This window comes from Ruminococcus sp. Marseille-P328, from assembly GCF_964249465.1.
GTDB lineage: Bacteria > Bacillota > Clostridia > Lachnospirales > Lachnospiraceae > Blautia_A > Blautia_A faecis.
In genome coordinates this window covers 51,308-68,050 of sequence record NZ_CAXUBQ010000019.1, presented here as the reverse complement: position 1 = coordinate 68,050, position 16,743 = coordinate 51,308, and the positions used below count along the sequence as shown (strand labels likewise).

The following is a 16,743-nucleotide window of genomic DNA, read 5'->3' as shown; positions in this document are numbered from 1 at the left end:
GATAACAGAAAAAGAAAGAAGAGGAGAACATTTTATGCAGGAAGTAAATTGGGATGCTGTAAATTTGTTAGAACTGGGAATGCTGCTTGATATGGCAAAAGATGGATATGAATTCCAGATTGCGGATGGAAGAATTAAGTCCATTGAAGTAAAGCTCCTGTCCTGAATGCAAAAGGAGGGGCTATGTACTATAAGGATGATTTTAATGTAACGTTTGAAGAGGAATCCGCTTTTTACAAGTATCTGGATGATGTGGAAAAACGGGCCGAATGGTTCCGGGCACAAAGCAAGGATCTGACAGTGGAAGCGGTTACGAAGGACAGTACCTGCACCCCGATTGGGAATATCAATCTGGAATATTTAAAAGAGGATACCATAAATAATTCCGGGCTGCTGATTAAAACCCCAGACCGCAGCTGTTTTCTTGGCATATCTGCCATCAAAAGCTTAAAAGGCAGGGCCAGGATAGACGGAAAGGCGCTTGCAGAATTAGACAAAGAAACACTTGCCTATATCCTGAACAAATGTCTGAAGGTCTCCAGGGGAAAATCCCTGCTCCGCTTTTGTGAAGGCAAGGTGCGGGCAGTCCTGTCTGGCGACGAAAAAGACTATTCTATCTTGTCCATGCCAGAGGTCTATGAAATTGCAGGGGCTTATATCTACAGCGATTTTGAATACGCGTCTTTTAAATCCGGATGTGCGGACCATAATCTGGTAAATGCGACCTGGGAGCTAAGAGACCGGCGACTGACCGAAGCCTACAAGGAACTGCTGGAACGCTATGGGAAGACTTTTAACGGAGAGCTGTATGCTTCGGTCCGGATCACCACCTCCGATGTGGGAAGTTCAGGAGCCAATATCTTCTATACGGTGTCCGTTCAGAACCAATATATTGTATTGGGAGAAAACTTGAAAGTGCGTCACAAAAACTGCAAGGGTACCGAAGACTTCAACCAGAACATGGCTTCTATTTTTGAATACTATAAGGAAGCTCTGCAGGAGGTCCTGCGGCTTAGTGAAATCTGGGTGAACCATCCTGCCAATGCCATGATCGGCGTTATGAAGCAGGCTGGTTTTTCCAAAAAGCTGATTGCAGAAACGGTAGAGCGTTTTCGGGCGGCAGCAGGGGATGTCCCCTGTAGTGCCTACGAAATCTATTGCGGGATCTGTGATGTGATTTCCATTGCAAGGCAGCAGGAAACGAATGCGAGAGGACTACTTCTTTTGGAGGAAAAAGTGGCAGCCTGTGTAAGCAAACGTTGGCATGAGCTTGATATGCCAGGTGAAATTAAATATTAAATAATGACAAAGGCAGGAACCCCTGTCTTTTTGTATGAAGGAGGAACATATGCAGTATCCGGACTGGGTTATGGAAGCAAAAAAATCCAGGGAATTACTTTCGTGGATACAGGATCCGGTACACAGTATTAAAAAGTTTCATAGCCAGCTATTCATAAAGTGCCAGGAAGAAAACTGCATGTTATTTTATGCAGCTTCTCCTTGGAGGGATTGTTTACAGCTTCGGAAACCAAAGCTTTGCAGCATACTTTATCTGCCGGATTATTCTTTGTATGAGGCAGATTCTGTATTCTATCAGGCGGTCGGGATACCTGCCGATTTTCTTTTTCCGACGAAAGAAAGTCTGAAGAAAGAGGTGGAAATGAAGGTTACCCATTTGGTGAAAAACATGATGGATACAAACTGGGATCAGCTTTTGCTTAAGTACCAGCACCAGAGGAGTAGCCTTGTTCCAAATATAAACCGGATACAGGTAGAGGAAACTTCCAAGAGATTCCTGGAGGCTGGAATAAAGCCTGAGGAGCTGTTTTACAGTCCAAGCTTTACCTTTGAAAAAGCGCAGATGGAATATACGGATGTGATGTTTCTTTACACCTTGAACCATGCGAAGAAGGCTGTAAAAATGATCGCAGATAAGTGGCTTTCGGAATCTTTTTGGGAGATTTCGCAAAAAAGAATCTACATTGGCTGTGTGCGGGAAGAAATGAAAGAGCTGCAAAAAGGTGCAGCATAAAATAAGGAGGAACTGAATTTATGGGTAAATATGCGTATCTGAACCTGACTCAGAAAATGATTAAAATAAGAAAGATGGTGCCAAAGCTGTTAAGAAAACGTTACAGCGAAGAGGTGCCCTATGATTTTGTGAGATTGGATGATGTCTATGAATACCTCACCCCTGCCTTAAATAAATACGGCGTGGATTTTGAGGTCCTTGGTGAAGTATCTACGCAGTTGGATGCTTCTGGAAATCCAGCCTATCTGACACCGTTTGGCAATATGTGGCGGTATGAAGCGGATTTAAAGCTTTGCTGGACAAATGCAGATCATCCAGAAGAAAAAAATTACAGTGATATTCATGTAGTCGGAACCAATGAGGTTCCAGACAAGGCCAAAGGTGCAGCCTGGAGCTACGGACTGAAGTATTATTTATTAAATAAATTCAACATCGTCCAGGCGACCACCGAGGATCCGGATATGCGAGGCCCTGCTCCGGATGGCGATAAAACAAAAAAAGAAAAAAGTGAGGAACCAAAGAAACCTGCAAAAAAACAGAACCAAAATGCGGTGCAGACAGAGCCAAAGAAGAAGGAAGCCAAAGAAGAGTCTGAAAATCCCCCGAAATCTGACTCTGCTTTCACTTCTGCAAAAGAAACCGGGCAGTCTTTGAAGCAAAAAGAAACTACCTTGAAGACCGTTCGTAATGGAAACAGCAGAAGCAGTAAAAAGGCTGTTCCGGTTTCGGATGATTCTTTTGATCTTGAAATCAGTCCTGACGAGATCCGGGATGCACGCAAAGAGGAGGATGAAAATTTGCCTGGCCAGATGCAGTTTGGCATGGAAGAAAAAGATCTGGAAGAGAGTTTTCTGGAGGAAAACGAGTCTGAAGAAGAAACGCTTGGTACAAGTGAGGAACCCTTAGAGGAAACAGCAGATGAGATGCCAGACGAAGTGCCCGAGGATACAGAGCGTTTTGAAGCAGAAGCGGAAGAAATTTCTGGTGAAACCGAGGAAGAAGAGTTTCATTTTGTTCGTGCAGAAGACGAAAACCCCTTTGCAGATGACAGCGAAGAGGAAACAGACGAAGGCTTCGGTATGGAATCTGAGGAAGAAGAGCTGGAACGTGCCAGAAAGGTAATGTGCAATTTTGGTCTTTTTAGTGGAAAGACGCTCGGTGAGATGATGGAAAACCCAAAAGGGGCAGACACAGTCAGATGGATGGCAACCGGTTATTACGGCAGCAACATGGAAATGGTAAATGCTGCAAAGATTATTGTGGCACATGAAAAACAGAACAGACTTGCAGCATAAACGTATTGTGGCTCCGGGAGAACGGAGCCACATTTTTTAGGAGGGATTATGTACGAACATCCATTTACCATAAAAGAAGTGGCGTGGTTACTGTCCATACGGTGCCTTGAAGGAGGATCAGATCAGGAGTTTCCGGTGGAATGCCCCTATTGTGGCGATACCAGAGGAAAATGCAGCTTTTGCATTAGCAAAAATGGGGAAATCAAAAACGTTTTCCATTGTTTCCACTGCGGGCAGGGCGGAAATATGCTTACCCTGTATGCAGACATTATGGGGCTTTATGGAGAAGACCGGTGCAAAACAGCTTATCAGGAAATCATAAACCGCTTGGAAAATGGCGGTCAGGTGACAGGAAGTACCTATAAAAAGATAACTTGCCGTTACAAGGCCAAAACGGACGAGGTTAAAAGATCCCCAGAATACGTGGACCTTGTGTACCGTCAGATGCTTTCCCTTTTGCAGCTTCACACCCTGCATAAACAGGACTTGAAAAGACGTGGTGTGACAGATCCGGAAATAAAGGAACTGGAACGAAAGGGCTATAAAAGCATTGAACCCAAAAAGGCAGGGACTATTGCGAAAAAACTATTGGAAAAAGGATTTAGGCTGGACGGAATCCCAGGTTTTTTTCGGAATCGGGACGGCATGTGGGAAGCTTCGTTTTATGAGGGAAACAGAGGCTACCTGTGCCCTGTGTATTCCCTGAATCATAAAATAAAGGGCTTTCAGATCCGGGTTGACCATCCGGTGAACAAAAGAAAATATATCTGGTTTACAAGCAGTGGGTTTGATGGAGGGACTTCAAGTGGCAGCCCGGCCGGGGTGTCCGGCTATATAAGCCCGGTTCAGAAGAACGTCCGGGTGACAGAAGGAATTTTAAAGGCTGAACTTGCCAGCATGAGAAGTGGACATTCTTATATAGGAATCCCTGGCGTGGGAAATTACAAAAGCCTGCAACCGGTGTTGATGGAATTAAAAAGCAGAGGCTTACAAACCGTGTATGAGTGTATGGACATGGATAAGATGATGAATCTTACCTGTCGTTGTGACTGCAAGGAAAAGTGTATCTGGTGTGAGGAGCCGGAACGCTTCTTAAAAAAACAGGAGTGTCCCTATAAGCGAAGAAAGCGGGATACCATCCGTAAAGGCTGTCTGAAGCTATATGAGATGTGTGAAACGCTGAACCTAAACTGTATGAGAATCAGCTGGGATACAGATGAAAAAGGCTTGTGGCTTGGAAATTATAAAGGTGTGGATGACTGGCTTTATAGGAAGCCACCACAGGAAAAAGAGCGGTTTTATTGATTTAATCAGATAAAAAAGGATCTGAAAATGTTCAGGTCCTTTTTTATCTGGCTAAATAAGCCAGAGGAAAGGAGAAACAAAGATGGGAATTCGAGACAGACCATACCACATAAGTACCAGGGACAGACCATTATCTAGCAGGAGAGGAGAAAAACATTGGGTAAATTTAAGAGAAAAAGATGGCTTGCGGGTGCAATGGCTTTTGTGCTGTGCTGCAGCAGCTTCGCTTCGACAGGTACTTTTGCAGTATCCGCGGAATCGGAAACTGAGGTGGCGCAGGAAGCCATATCGGAACAGATGGTAGAAAAATCAGAGGAAGAGCTGATTGCGGAAACGACCTCCGATCCTTCCCTTGCCATTGAAATTGAGCAGGGAGCAGCCTTTGATGTCCAGAAAGATTTTACCGGACTGGGATTAAAGGACGGGGATAAAGCGGAGCTGAAAAAAGCAGCTATGGAGGACGGAACCAATTTTGATCCGGCAAGACCAGGAACCTATAAATGTGTCTACCGGATTACGCCAAAAGAGGGGGATTCTTATCTGGTTGCCAGGACCATCACGGTAACGGAAAAAGAGCCGGAGACCCAGGCAGCAGGAGATTCCGGGACAGAAGAATCTGGAGAAAGTGAAGACCCTGATCCTCTGCCGGAACAGCCAGTAGTTGTCGGGGAAATCTCTGCAGAAGAGGAAAACCAGGATTCGACGCTGACAGAAGTACCAGCGGAGGGTGAGGATTTAGAAGAAACCGTGGACACAGTTGAAAACCCAGAAGGCGATATCACAGAACCGGAAGAGGGCGCGTTGGAAGACGATGGTTTTGGCTCTGAAATTTTACCAGAAGAGGAGTTTGACGCTGAACTGGAGCGCGCCGAGGAAGAGACGACTGTGGATCCGGAGACAGGTCTGACACTTGGTGAAGTGCTGGAACAGGCAGAAGAACAGGAAATTGATTTTTTAAGCATGGAAGAGGGCGAAACGGTTTCTTTTATTGCTACCTATGCCAGCACCAGAACCGATGTGGATGTGACAAGGGGAACCTGCTATTACTACAGTGATTATGGGCTTGGCAGTTATCTGACCTATAAATATACGGTCAAATTTGACAATGTCAGTGCAACCGCTTATTGTATTCAGCCCTCGAAAAACAGCCCTGGGGATGGTGTGTATAAGATCACCAAACTTGGGGATGGCAAAAAGCTTGCAAAAGTGTGCTACTACGGAACCAAAGCTTCTGGTGTAAATGGCTTTTTCAAACAGGAGCATCCGGATTTTTCCACAGGAAAACAGTTTGTCATTACCCATCTTGCGGTTTCTTATGCAAGCGGAGGTGACGATGCTTTTTCCGGGGCAAACTCTACCGGACAGGCTCTTGCCATGGAACTTTATGAATATTGTATGGCACAGCCGGATATCCCGGATGTCGCCATGGAGTTTTCCAATGACAACGTAACAGCTTATATAGATGGAAACGAGCAGCGTACGGAGGAAATCAAATTTAAAGCCGATTCCTTACAGAACATTACCATGAAGCTCCCCGCTGGCGTGGTTTTCCATAACGTAGATACAGGAGAAGCAAGTGCTGCCGGAGTCAGTATAAAATTATATGGTGGAACTACTTTTTACTTATCCGCACCGCTTGACCAGGCGGCAAAGGTAGCGGGAGCCTGGAAGTCTACGATGAAAGGTTACATTACGAAAGACTTTTCGGCATATAAAGTAACGACCGGTACCGATACCCAGAACCTTGCCCTGGTATTTGGTGAGGGCGTCGACGATGAAAAATTCATAGATTTTTCCGTCACCTGGCTTCAGCAGGCTACTATCGAGATCATCAAAAAAGATAGGGGCTCCAATGCCCTGTTAGCAGGTGCGGTCTATGGTGTCTATAGCGACGAGGCATGCCAGAACCTGATTACAGAAATGCCGCCAACGGATGCAAATGGCGTTTCTTCTGTGACAATTGACAAAACCCAGGATGTGGTTTACTTAAAAGAGATCACAGGTCCCTCTGGCTACCTTGTGGATGCTACCGCCCACGGCGTGTCACTTGTGATGGGAAGCAAAGTTACACAGGAGCTGTTTGACGATGAGAAAAAGGCTTCCCTTACCGTTTACAAAGAGGGTGAGGTATTAACAGGGGCAGATGTGACTGAGGAAAAGGTAACCTTCCGTTATGAAACAAGAAAACAAAAAGGAGCCGTGTATAACGTCTATGCAGGCGCTGACATTGTGGCAGCAGATGGCTCTACCGTTTATAAGAAGGGTGACCTTGTAAAAGAAGGTCTGATCACCGGGGAAGATGGAAGTGCAACCCTGGATAACTTAAATTTGGGAACCTATGTGGTAACCGAGACACAGGCACCGGACAAACTCATCTGCACTGGGGAATCCAAAACCGTAACCTTATCCGCTGCCAGTGAAAATGAGGAAGTTTCTTTTAGCACCGTAACCTTTACGAATGACAGGCAGAAAGCTTCTGTGTCACTGGTGAAACAGGACGGGGACACCAAGCAGCCATTACCTGGTGCCATCTTTGGCATGTACGCAGGAAACGATATTGTATCCGAGGACGGTAACGTGATCGTAAAGAAGGATACCTTGATCGAAAAGGTGGCAACTGCTGCGGATGGAACCGGGCATTTCAGCGCGGATCTTCCGGTGAATAACTCCTACTATGTAAAAGAGCTTCAGGCTCCGCAGATGTATGTGTTAAATGCAGCGGATGTTTATTCCTTTGCATTTAACTACGCTGGGGACAAAGAGGCAAACGTGGAATTTACCCATATCTTTACCGATGAGCGTGTACGTGTGAACCTCCATCTTTCCAAGGAAGACAGTGAAACAGGAAAGAGCGCACAGGGAGATGCCACTTTAGAAGGCGTGGTTTACGGACTGTATGCAAGGGAGGTGGTCACTCATCCGGATGGTGTCAGCGGTGTCCTGTATCCCAAAAATGCACAGGTGGCAACCCTGACAACAGATGCAGATGGAAATGCAAGTGTGTCCGATCTCTATCCTGGAAAATACTATGTAAAAGAGATTACCCCTCCTGAGGGCTACGTCCTTGACGAAAGAGAGCATGATGTAGAGGGCACCTATGAAGGTGACCAGGTAAAAGAAATCGAGTGTACCATCACGGTTACTGAGGATGTAAAGAAACAGCCGTTCCAGCTGATTAAGACCGCCAATAATGGAAAAACAGATGCGGATCTGTTAAAGGGTGCCGGATTTTCGGCCTATCTGGTGAGCAGCCTAAATACAAAAGAGGATGGCTCCTATGATTTTGAAAATGCAGTTCCGGTCGTATTAACTGAAGATGGAAAGACGGAAATCTTTACGGATGAAAAAGGTTATGCCTGCACCATTCCCCTTCCCTATGGAACTTATATCGTAAGGGAAACCACTACCCCTCATAATTTCAAACCTGTTGATGATTTTACGGTTGTGATCAGCGAGAACAAGTCAGAACCCCAGGTTTGGAGAGTGTTATTGGACGATGAATTTTCAGCAAAATTAAAAATCATCAAACAAGACGATGAAACCAAGAAGCCGGTCCTTCTTGCAAACACCGAGTTTAAGATCTACGACCTGGATGCAGGAAAATATGTGGAGCAGACCACAACCTATCCAAGTACCGTAACCCATAAATCTTATTTTACTGATGAAAATGGTTATCTGATACTGCCAAGTGCCCTTAAATGCGGCAACTACCGGATCGAGGAAGTGACGGCTCCGGATGGCTACATCCAGAATACCAATTTTGTTGAGATTAAAGTAGACAGCAACACAGCTTACCAGATGGATTCCACCACTGGGGACGCAATCATTACGGCTGTCTATGAGAACCATCCGGCAAAAGGAAAGCTCATCATCCATAAATCTGGGGAAACCTTAAAATCTTTCAAAAAAGATTTTATCTACGAGGAAACTTCCCTTTCTGGTGCTGAGTTTGCGGTTTATGCCGCAGAGGATATTTATACCCCGGATCACCAGGTGGATGAAGCGGGCAACCGCACTGTCATTTACCCAAAAGATACGCTGATCCAGAAGGTTACCACAGATGAAAAAGGAGAGGCCATTCTAACGGATCTGCCACTTGGTACCTACCGTGTTGTGGAAACCAAAGCACCAACCGGGTTTGTCATTAACTCGGACAGCCAGGAGCTTACCTTCCTGTATAAAGATCAGAACACTCCAGTTGTGGAAGAAACCGTGGAATTTTCCAATAAGCGCCAGAAGGTAGAACTTAAAGTGGTGAAAGAGGATGCCGAAACTGGTAAAAAGCTGGAAGGTGCCGAGTTTGGAATTTATAACAATAATGACATTTATTCCGGCGATAAGGTAATTGTAAAGGCAGATACCCTGCTTCAGAAGGTAAAGAGTGACAAAAATGGACTGGCACAGATTACCCTGGACCTGCCGCTTGGCAAGTATTATGTGAAAGAGCTTCAGGCACCGGATGGCTATGTTTCCTCGGATGAAATCCTGGAATTTGATGCCAGCTACCAGGGACAGGATGTAAAAGTAATCAAATTAAAAGCCACCAAGAAAAACCAGCCAACCACCGTGGAAATCACAAAGGCAGATCTGACTACCGGCGTGGAACTGGACGGTGCATCCTTAATTATCCTGAATAAAAAGGGCGAAGTGGTCGATTCCTGGATTTCAGAGAAAGACAAGCCGCATGTGATTAAAGGTTTAAAGGTTGGGGAGGCCTATACTCTCCGGGAACAGATCGCACCGTATGGCTATTTACGCACCACGGATATTACCTTTAAGATTTCCGATACCGCTGAGGTACAGAAGGTAAAGATGGAAGATGATGTGCCGATTGCCCGCCTTCTGGTAAATAAAAAAGGTGAGTTTTTAGATGATGTAACTTTGCTTGACAATGCAAAAGGTATGGTGGAACATTTCTTTAGCTATGTAACTGGAAGCCTGATGGATGTTTCCTTTAATGTGTACGCAGCTGAGGACATAAAGGCAGCAGATGGTGTCAGTGAAAACTACTATACAAAAGATCAGCTGATCGGTACCATTACAACCGACGGAACGGGTATTGCAGAGCTTGACAATCTGCCTCTTGGTAAATATTACATAATTGAAAAAGAAACCTCCTATGGATATGTATTAGATGATGAGCCAAGATACGTGGACCTTACCTACCGTGACCAGGACACTCCGGTTGTAACCTATAGTGCAGACTGGCAGAACCGTCGCCAGAAGGTGCAGGTTAATGTTCTGAAAAAAGAAAAAGACAGCGACAAGGTTCTTTCCGGAGCCATTTTTGGACTGTTTGCAGCGGAAGACATTACATCTGCAAGCGGCAAAGTCCTGATTGAGAAGGATACCATCATTGAGCTGAAGACCACAGATGAAAGCGGCTGGATCCACTTTATGGCAGATCTTCCAATCAGTGCAAAGTATTACCTCAAGGAAATCTATGCACCAAACGGGTATGTGCGTGGAACCGAAACTCAGGAATTTACCTTCGAATATCAGGGCGACAAAACCACCCAGGCTGTTTATGAGTTTATTTTTGAGGATGTGCAGACCTCTGTGGAACTTTCCAAAGCGGACTTAACAGATGGAAAAGAGCTTCCTGGTGCATCCCTGCAGGTATTGGATTCCAATGGAACTGTTGTGGATGAATGGATTTCTACCGAAGAACCACATATGATCCGTGGCCTGTTAGTGGGGGAAACCTATACGATGGTGGAAACCAAACCAGCAGACGGCTATACCACTGCAGAGAGCATTGAGTTTAAAGTGGAAGATACAGCCGAAGTTCAGAAGCACCAGATGTTAGATGATGTCACAAAAGTAGAAATCAGTAAAACCGATGTGACAGATTCCAAGGAAATACCTGGCGCAAAATTAACTATCCTGGACAAAGATGGAAAAGTAGTAGAAAGCTGGGTATCTGATAAAGATCCGCATATGGTAGAAAAACTTCCGGTTGGAACCTATACCCTTCGGGAAGAACAGGCACCGGATGGGTACCTGGTTGCGGAAGAGGTATCTTTTGAGGTCAAAGATACTGGGGAAATCCAGAAGGTGGAAATGAAAGATGCCCGTCCTACTGGAAAACTGATTCTTAAGAAAACCGATGCAGAAGATGGCTCCCCTCTTGCCGGAGCAGAGTTTGAACTTCGGATCAAGAAATCTGGAAAAGTTGTGGCAACCCTTGTCACAGATGAAGAGGGCGTTGCTACAAGCGGAGATATTCCAATCGCTTCTTATAAAGATGGAAAGATGAAAAAAGAAATCGAGTATATCCTGGTTGAAACCAAAGCGCCGGATGGCTATGTGAGAAGCGAAAAAGAGGAATCCATTGTATTTACCTACCAGGACGATAAGACAAAAGAAATCGAGATCACAAAAGAACTTACCAATGAGCGGATCCCGACTGGTGACTATGTAAAATCCCCGAAAACAGGAGATGACACTAACATTTGGCTGCCAATCCTTCTTCTTGTTTTATCCGTTGGAGGAATAGCCGGAATCTTCTGGTACACCAAAAAGAAAAATCACGAGGAATAAGAAAAATGGACTGTCACGTTTGTGGCGGTCCTTTTTTCTTGCAAAAAAATTGGAAGTGGAGGAAATTTATGAAGCAGGTAAAAGAAATGGGGATTGTAGCGGTGTGCCTTTTGCTGCTTGGGTTTGGTATCTGTATGGGAGCTGGGACGTTTCTCATGTATAGGGACGGAGAGCAGGAATATGACACCCTGCGGGAATACGTTGCCGTGGAGGAGCCAAAAGAAAGGAAAGATGGAGAAACACCGGAGGAAAACCAGGAAGAAACGGTTACCGTGGATTTTGAAGCCCTAAAAAAAATAAATCCAGAGATCATTGCCTGGATACGGATCCCGGACACCAGGATTGATTATCCGGTTGTGCAGGGAACTGATAATGAATATTATCTGAAGCATACCTTTAAAAAGACGGAACATGTGGCAGGAAGTATTTTTCTGGATAAAGATAATAGTCCGGATTTTACCAACCGTAAAACTATTCTATACGGGCATAATATGAAAGATGGCAGCATGTTTCAGGGGCTGCATAAATATGAAAGTGAATCGTATTTACAGGAGCATAATAAGGTATATCTGTATTTACCAGATGGGGAAGCCTTAACCTATACCGTCATAAAATGTGGCTATGTAAAAGCGGATAGTGATACCTTCTGGCTGGGAGAACAGGTGGAGACCAGGACACTTTTGTTATCCACCTGCGGCTCTGATTCTTCAAAACGGCTAGTGCTTTTTTGTGAACTGCCAGAGAAAGGTGAAGAGTCAGAGACAAATGGTGAGGATATAAGTATAGAAGTCTTTTAATTGCAGGAAGTTAAAATGCCATCTTTGATAGCAAAATTATCAAAGATGGCATTGTTTAGAAAGTGAAACTTAATTCGAGTTATTATGGCGTTTCCATATTTGCAGAAAAGGAAGTTATGGTCTCTGATTGCTTTGTGTGAAATTTTAACTGATTTTCAATATCACGTCCAGCGTACATTACTCTAAGAATTGTTACGACTTTCTTATTGGAATCAGGAATATAAAATATCACATAATTATCTACAGGTAATACACGAAGTCCACGACTTTTCCATGGTTCATTTTCATATTTTCGATACCGTTCTGGCATAATATCCAGACTTAAAATCTGTTCTTCAAGACGATCAAGCTGTCCGCTTGCATTTTCAGGGGATTGCAATTCAAATGCAATATATTCAAAAATCCCTCTTAAATCGTTGTCAGCCTGTTCAGATAATTCAACCTCATAGATCATATGCCATAATCATTGCGGATATCTGCAAAGGCTTTTTTCGCATTTTTAGCCCGTCCAGCTTGCATATCCGAATATCCTTTCTCCAATTCTTCATTGAATTCTGTTTCAGATAATGTATGAATGTCAACTGGTCTTGAAGATGGTAATTTCACTTCAAATGGAAGTCCCCTCTGTAAAATAATCTGTTTATAAAACATATTAATAGCACTGGAAGCTGGAATTCCAAGCGTAGACAAAATGTTTTCTGCTTTTTCTTTTACATCTGGTTCGATTCGTGCATATAAATTTGCTGATTTTGCAGCCATATAGATCCGCTCCTTTCAAGAGAAATAAGATATCTATAGTTATTATACACAAATGTCAGTACAATAGCAATACAATCTTGGGATTGAATCAGGTATAAATGGTGAATAGCTACTGTTCTGGAGACGATAAGATATATAGCAGAATATCTTCTTGACTATGATATATATCGCGATATGTACTAAACATAGAAAAGGAGCTTTGCTATGATGACAGCAAAATTGTTTGAAGATGCAGTGCATAGTGCAATGGTGGAATCTGTTCATGCAGATTATATCATTACAAGAAATTTGAAAGATTTTACCAAAAGTAAAGTTATGGCATTTACACCAACCGAACTTTGGGCAAGAATTTGACTCTTGTGGTAAAAATGAAAAACATATTGTTTATAACACAAAATACAGAAAATGAATTGTTGACGCATACTATATCTTGTGTTATTATGATTTTGAGATTTGTATTTGTGCCTGTAAAACAGGTAAAAAAATTTGGTTTCGGAGAAGCCCGAAAGAAAAATATGAGGAACATGGTTCCTGCCTTTTGTGAGAAATTAGGTCATTTAGAATGAAACGTTCTAAGTGGCCTTTTTTTATTGCAAAAAAACAAATACGAATCAACATCTTGAAAGGAGGAAAAATAAAAAATCCAAAAGAAAGGAGACCGGAAGAACTGGTAAAAGAAGGAAAATGATAACGGACATTTGGGATTCATTCTGAATGTTTTTTGTTATCGAATCAAAAACAACAAGGAGTGTGCACATGAATAAGTCTATATTTATCGGACGGATGGCAACGGATCCAAAGGTGATGTCTTCAGCGGGAAAAAAGACAGTCGCGTATTTTCGGATTGCGGTTGAGCGAAATTTCAAGCAGGAAGGAGCTCCGAATGCTGATTACTTTAGCTGTGTCACATTTGGGGAAAGAGCTGAGTTTGTAGCAAAGTATTTTTATAAGGGCAAAAAAATCGCTTTAGAGGGCGAGATGCATAATGATAACTATACAGGTAATAGTGGCGAAAAAGTATATGGTATGAGACTGCTTGTAAACGACATTGAGTTTGTAGACAGTAAGGACGAAAGTGAAAATGTGAGCCAGAACGGACGTACCAATCGGAATTCCTCACAGCCCTCACGAAATAGTGGATCAAATTCCAATGGACGATCCAGCCAGAATCCAGGAAATTCCTATCAAAATTCGCCATACTACAAAAACACGAACCAGGGGAAAACAAACCGTACAGGAAGTAAACCACAAAGAGCCCAGTCTTCACGCCAGACTTCACAAAACCGCTACAACGTAGACGAGGAATTTATGAATATGGGAAATGAAGAGATGGGAGATTTTTGCTGATAACAAAGGAGAAAAAATGGAACGAGTAAAAAAATGGTGCCAGGCACACCAAAAAGCCTGCCTGATAACTGGAATTATAGGAATGCTTCTGTCACCCTTTTTATGGCCGCTGTTTTTAGCAGTGATTGTACAGAGTCTGACACTGGGGCTTCCAATTGCAGCAGGTATCTATTGTTACAAATATCTAAATGAAAAAAAGGAGAATCCGAATGAGAATGATGAACAAAAACACAGCCACCCTGAAACCAAGAAACCAGCTCCCGGTAAAGTACGCGGTCATGCTGAAGCGCCCGGTGGCGTTCAAAAGAGTCCGGATGAAACGCGGTCAGAACCGGTAAAACAGAGGAGAAAGCAAGGAAGAAAACAGGGAAGAAAAAGAGGTGTTTCCGGAGGTGATGGACCAAAATGAAATGTAAAGCAGTCCGGTGTATCTATTACAATGCAGGAAATGGATACACCGTTGCCTCCTATGTAACGGAAGAAACACTTCCCAAGGAAGTAAGCAGCCAGAAAAATGGCAGATATGGCATGTTTATGGCAATTGGAAATGAGCTTCCGACTGAGGATGGCCTTGAAGTAGAACTGAACGGAACCTGGAAAGACGGAAAATTTGGAATGCAGTATAAGGTTTCTTCTTTTCAGATTGCATTACCCACGAGCACAGAAGGAATCAAGGTATACCTGGCCTCTGACCTTATTAAGGGAATCGGGCCAGTACTTGCCGAGCGGATTGTAGACCGTTACCAGGAAAATACGTTTGAAGTTCTTGAAAAAAATCCTGAGAAGTTACTGGAAATCAAAGGCATTACCCGAAAAAAGCTCTCAGAGATTCTGGAAGGATACCGTGGCAGCGAGACTTTGCGGCAGTTAATTGTGACCTTATCTCCCTTTGGGGTGACACCAAGGAAGGTGGCGCAGATCCAGGAACACTTTGGAAATGCAGCCCCACTCATTATTCAGAACACGCCATTTCGTTTGTGCGAGATTCCTGGGTTTGGATTTCTAACGGTGGATCCGATTGCGGTAAAAGCAAAGAATTTTAAGCCAGATGAGCCTATGCGGATTAAAGCAGCGATTCTTCATATTATGTCGGAAGCAGAAGGCGAAGGCCATCTATACCTGACTTGTGAGGAAATCTTAAAGCGGACAGCCCTGCTTTTAAATCATAAAAAGGAAACCGGACTGGTGCCAGAAAGAGCCATCCGGGATGCCGGAAATGAAATGATCCGTAAGGATGGTACCCTGGTGTGTAGTGATGGCGGATTTTATTTAAAGAATAGTTTTCGTGCAGAGCTTGGAGCGGCCGCTTCCTTAGTCAAACTGATCCTGCGAGGTGGGACGCAAAGTTATCAGGTGGACTCCATTATAAGCAGCATTCAGAAAAAAGAGAAGATTCTACTAAATGCCAGGCAAAAAGAAGGAATTTTAAAAGCATTTCAATATCCGGTTACCATCATTACCGGAGGACCTGGACGTGGAAAGACGACAGATATCAGCTTTATCATTGAGGTAGAGAAAATTCTTCATAAGAACGCGGAGATACTGTTATGTGCTCCAACTGGTCGTGCCAGACGAAGGATGAGTGACTGTACTGCCTGCCCCGCCCTGACGATTCATAAAGCAATTGGGTTAAAAGGAGAAGCGGGTGAGGAAGAATGGGACGAAGAGAGTATGCTGGAGGCATCTCTTATCATTGTGGATGAGTGCAGTATGATCGACATGCCACTTATGGATAAGTTTTTGTCTCGGGTTCCTATTGGAACCCGCCTGGTATTCTTAGGCGATAAAGACCAGCTGGAATCAGTGGGACCGGGAAACGTATTTAAAGAGATGATCGAATCTGGTGTGATCCCAGTTACGATACTAACAGAGAGCTTCCGGCAGGAAGGAAAATCCACGATTATTCAGAATGCGGATAAGATAAACGAAAGGAAAACCAATCTGGTTTTTGATGATACATTCCAGTTTTATCCGGCAAAAGATGATGAAGAAGCTGCTGAAATTATCCAGAAGCTCTACCGGGAAGAACTTCAAAAAAACGAAAACCGGGTAGAAGGGGTTCAGGTACTCTCCCCACTTCGAAAGGATACGAAGGTAGGTGCAGATGCATTAAATCCTGTCCTTCGGGATATCGTGAATCCGAAGCGGTACGGTTATCCGGAAATTAAGAATGGATCGACTACATATCGGGAGAGAGATCTCGTGATGCAGCTGAAAAATGAGGAAGATGTGGCAAACGGTGACGTTGGAGAAGTCCTAAATATCTATAAAGCAGACGGGAAAAGCAGGATGCGTGTAGATTTTGGGGATGGAAAAATCATGGAATATACCGAAGGGGATATATGGCCGCTAAATCTGGCTTACTGTATCACCGTCCATAAGGCACAGGGCTCGGAATATCCAGTAGTGATTCTGCCGATGCTCACCTGTTTTTATCGGATGCTGCGGAAAAATCTTTTCTATACGGCAGTCACAAGAGCAAGGCGTGGGGTGAAAATAGTAGGAAGTAAAGAGGCAATGGTAATCGCAATCAATAACGATACGGTGAGCAAACGAAATACCATGTTTGGTTACCGGATCAAAAAGATTTACAAAGCCTACCTGGAACAGGAAAAGAAATCAGCATAACAAACAAAGATCAGCAGGATATGAGACGCAAAATGCT

General features: G+C 43.8%; 13 protein-coding genes. 11 read left to right on the top strand and 2 right to left on the bottom strand.

Annotation, left to right across the window (positions count from 1 at the left end; genetic code table 11):
• The first annotated feature begins 34 nt into the window (after positions 1 to 34).
• The 7 genes from ACESTK_RS13900 to srtB all read left to right on the top strand — a co-directional run bounded on the left by ACESTK_RS13900 (position 35) and on the right by srtB (position 11,972).
• Positions 35 to 166 carry a hypothetical protein gene (locus ACESTK_RS13900; RefSeq protein WP_255610563.1) on the top strand — a complete coding sequence of 44 codons (132 nt, stop codon included), beginning with the start codon at positions 35 to 37 and terminating at the stop codon, positions 164 to 166.
• 17 nt (positions 167 to 183) lie between these two features.
• Positions 184 to 1,299, top strand: coding sequence for a hypothetical protein (locus tag ACESTK_RS13895; RefSeq protein WP_118580588.1), 1,116 nt, complete (start codon positions 184 to 186; stop codon positions 1,297 to 1,299).
• A gap of 49 nt (positions 1,300 to 1,348) precedes the next feature.
• On the top strand, positions 1,349 to 2,032 hold the full coding sequence (locus ACESTK_RS13890; RefSeq protein ID WP_147422315.1) for a hypothetical protein: 684 nt from the start codon (positions 1,349 to 1,351) through the stop codon (positions 2,030 to 2,032).
• Positions 2,033 to 2,052: 20 nt separating this feature from the next.
• Entirely contained in the window at positions 2,053 to 3,327 is a 1,275-nt protein-coding gene (locus tag ACESTK_RS13885) for an ERF family protein (protein WP_204454528.1), read from the top strand.
• Positions 3,328 to 3,375: 48 nt separating this feature from the next.
• On the top strand, positions 3,376 to 4,632 hold the full coding sequence (locus ACESTK_RS13880) for a hypothetical protein (RefSeq protein ID WP_204454526.1): 1,257 nt from the start codon (positions 3,376 to 3,378) through the stop codon (positions 4,630 to 4,632).
• Between the two features lie 156 nt (positions 4,633 to 4,788).
• Positions 4,789 to 11,175, top strand: a complete 6,387-nt coding sequence (locus ACESTK_RS13875; protein ID WP_373120009.1) for a SpaA isopeptide-forming pilin-related protein — start codon at positions 4,789 to 4,791, stop codon at positions 11,173 to 11,175.
• Positions 11,176 to 11,243: 68 nt separating this feature from the next.
• Positions 11,244 to 11,972, top strand: coding sequence for a class B sortase (srtB, locus tag ACESTK_RS13870; RefSeq protein WP_173718709.1), 729 nt, complete (start codon positions 11,244 to 11,246; stop codon positions 11,970 to 11,972).
• Positions 11,973 to 12,054: 82 nt separating this feature from the next.
• On the opposite strand, the gene ACESTK_RS13865 is transcribed toward srtB, so the two are convergent.
• Complete coding sequence (locus tag ACESTK_RS13865) at positions 12,055 to 12,426, bottom strand: type II toxin-antitoxin system RelE/ParE family toxin (protein WP_118580600.1); 372 nt, start codon at positions 12,424 to 12,426, stop codon at positions 12,055 to 12,057.
• The gene (locus ACESTK_RS13860) at positions 12,423 to 12,731 is read right to left on the bottom strand and encodes a type II toxin-antitoxin system RelB/DinJ family antitoxin (protein WP_118580603.1); all 309 of its coding nucleotides are present in this window, start codon (positions 12,729 to 12,731) and stop codon (positions 12,423 to 12,425) included. Before ACESTK_RS13860 ends, ACESTK_RS13865 begins: the two co-directional genes overlap by 4 nt.
• A 204-nt stretch (positions 12,732 to 12,935) precedes the next feature.
• Between ACESTK_RS13860 and ACESTK_RS13855 the strand changes: the two genes are divergently transcribed.
• From ACESTK_RS13855 to ACESTK_RS13840, 4 genes are all read left to right on the top strand, one after another.
• Entirely contained in the window at positions 12,936 to 13,085 is a 150-nt protein-coding gene (locus ACESTK_RS13855; protein WP_237925509.1) for a hypothetical protein, read from the top strand.
• Positions 13,086 to 13,487: 402 nt separating this feature from the next.
• The gene (locus ACESTK_RS13850; RefSeq protein WP_173718710.1) at positions 13,488 to 14,078 is read left to right on the top strand and encodes a single-stranded DNA-binding protein; all 591 of its coding nucleotides are present in this window, start codon (positions 13,488 to 13,490) and stop codon (positions 14,076 to 14,078) included.
• Between the two features lie 16 nt (positions 14,079 to 14,094).
• Complete coding sequence (locus tag ACESTK_RS13845) at positions 14,095 to 14,487, top strand: DUF4870 domain-containing protein (RefSeq protein ID WP_147422317.1); 393 nt, start codon at positions 14,095 to 14,097, stop codon at positions 14,485 to 14,487.
• The gene (locus ACESTK_RS13840; RefSeq protein ID WP_177271822.1) at positions 14,484 to 16,706 is read left to right on the top strand and encodes an ATP-dependent RecD-like DNA helicase; all 2,223 of its coding nucleotides are present in this window, start codon (positions 14,484 to 14,486) and stop codon (positions 16,704 to 16,706) included. Before ACESTK_RS13845 ends, ACESTK_RS13840 begins: the two co-directional genes overlap by 4 nt.
• Positions 16,707 to 16,743: the final 37 nt, after the last annotated feature.

Coding starts and splice junctions, on each gene's coding strand:
- ACESTK_RS13900 (WP_255610563.1), top strand. CDS start 35: ATGCAGGAAGTAAATTGGGATGCTGTAAATTTGTTAGAACTGGGAATG.
- ACESTK_RS13860 (WP_118580603.1), bottom strand. CDS start 12,731: ATGGCTGCAAAATCAGCAAATTTATATGCACGAATCGAACCAGATGTA.
- ACESTK_RS13885 (WP_204454528.1), top strand. CDS start 2,053: ATGGGTAAATATGCGTATCTGAACCTGACTCAGAAAATGATTAAAATA.
- ACESTK_RS13895 (WP_118580588.1), top strand. CDS start 184: ATGTACTATAAGGATGATTTTAATGTAACGTTTGAAGAGGAATCCGCT.
- ACESTK_RS13855 (WP_237925509.1), top strand. CDS start 12,936: ATGATGACAGCAAAATTGTTTGAAGATGCAGTGCATAGTGCAATGGTG.
- ACESTK_RS13880 (WP_204454526.1), top strand. CDS start 3,376: ATGTACGAACATCCATTTACCATAAAAGAAGTGGCGTGGTTACTGTCC.
- ACESTK_RS13890 (WP_147422315.1), top strand. CDS start 1,349: ATGCAGTATCCGGACTGGGTTATGGAAGCAAAAAAATCCAGGGAATTA.
- ACESTK_RS13865 (WP_118580600.1), bottom strand. CDS start 12,426: ATGATCTATGAGGTTGAATTATCTGAACAGGCTGACAACGATTTAAGA.
- ACESTK_RS13850 (WP_173718710.1), top strand. CDS start 13,488: ATGAATAAGTCTATATTTATCGGACGGATGGCAACGGATCCAAAGGTG.
- srtB (WP_173718709.1), top strand. CDS start 11,244: ATGAAGCAGGTAAAAGAAATGGGGATTGTAGCGGTGTGCCTTTTGCTG.
- ACESTK_RS13845 (WP_147422317.1), top strand. CDS start 14,095: ATGGAACGAGTAAAAAAATGGTGCCAGGCACACCAAAAAGCCTGCCTG.
- ACESTK_RS13840 (WP_177271822.1), top strand. CDS start 14,484: ATGAAATGTAAAGCAGTCCGGTGTATCTATTACAATGCAGGAAATGGA.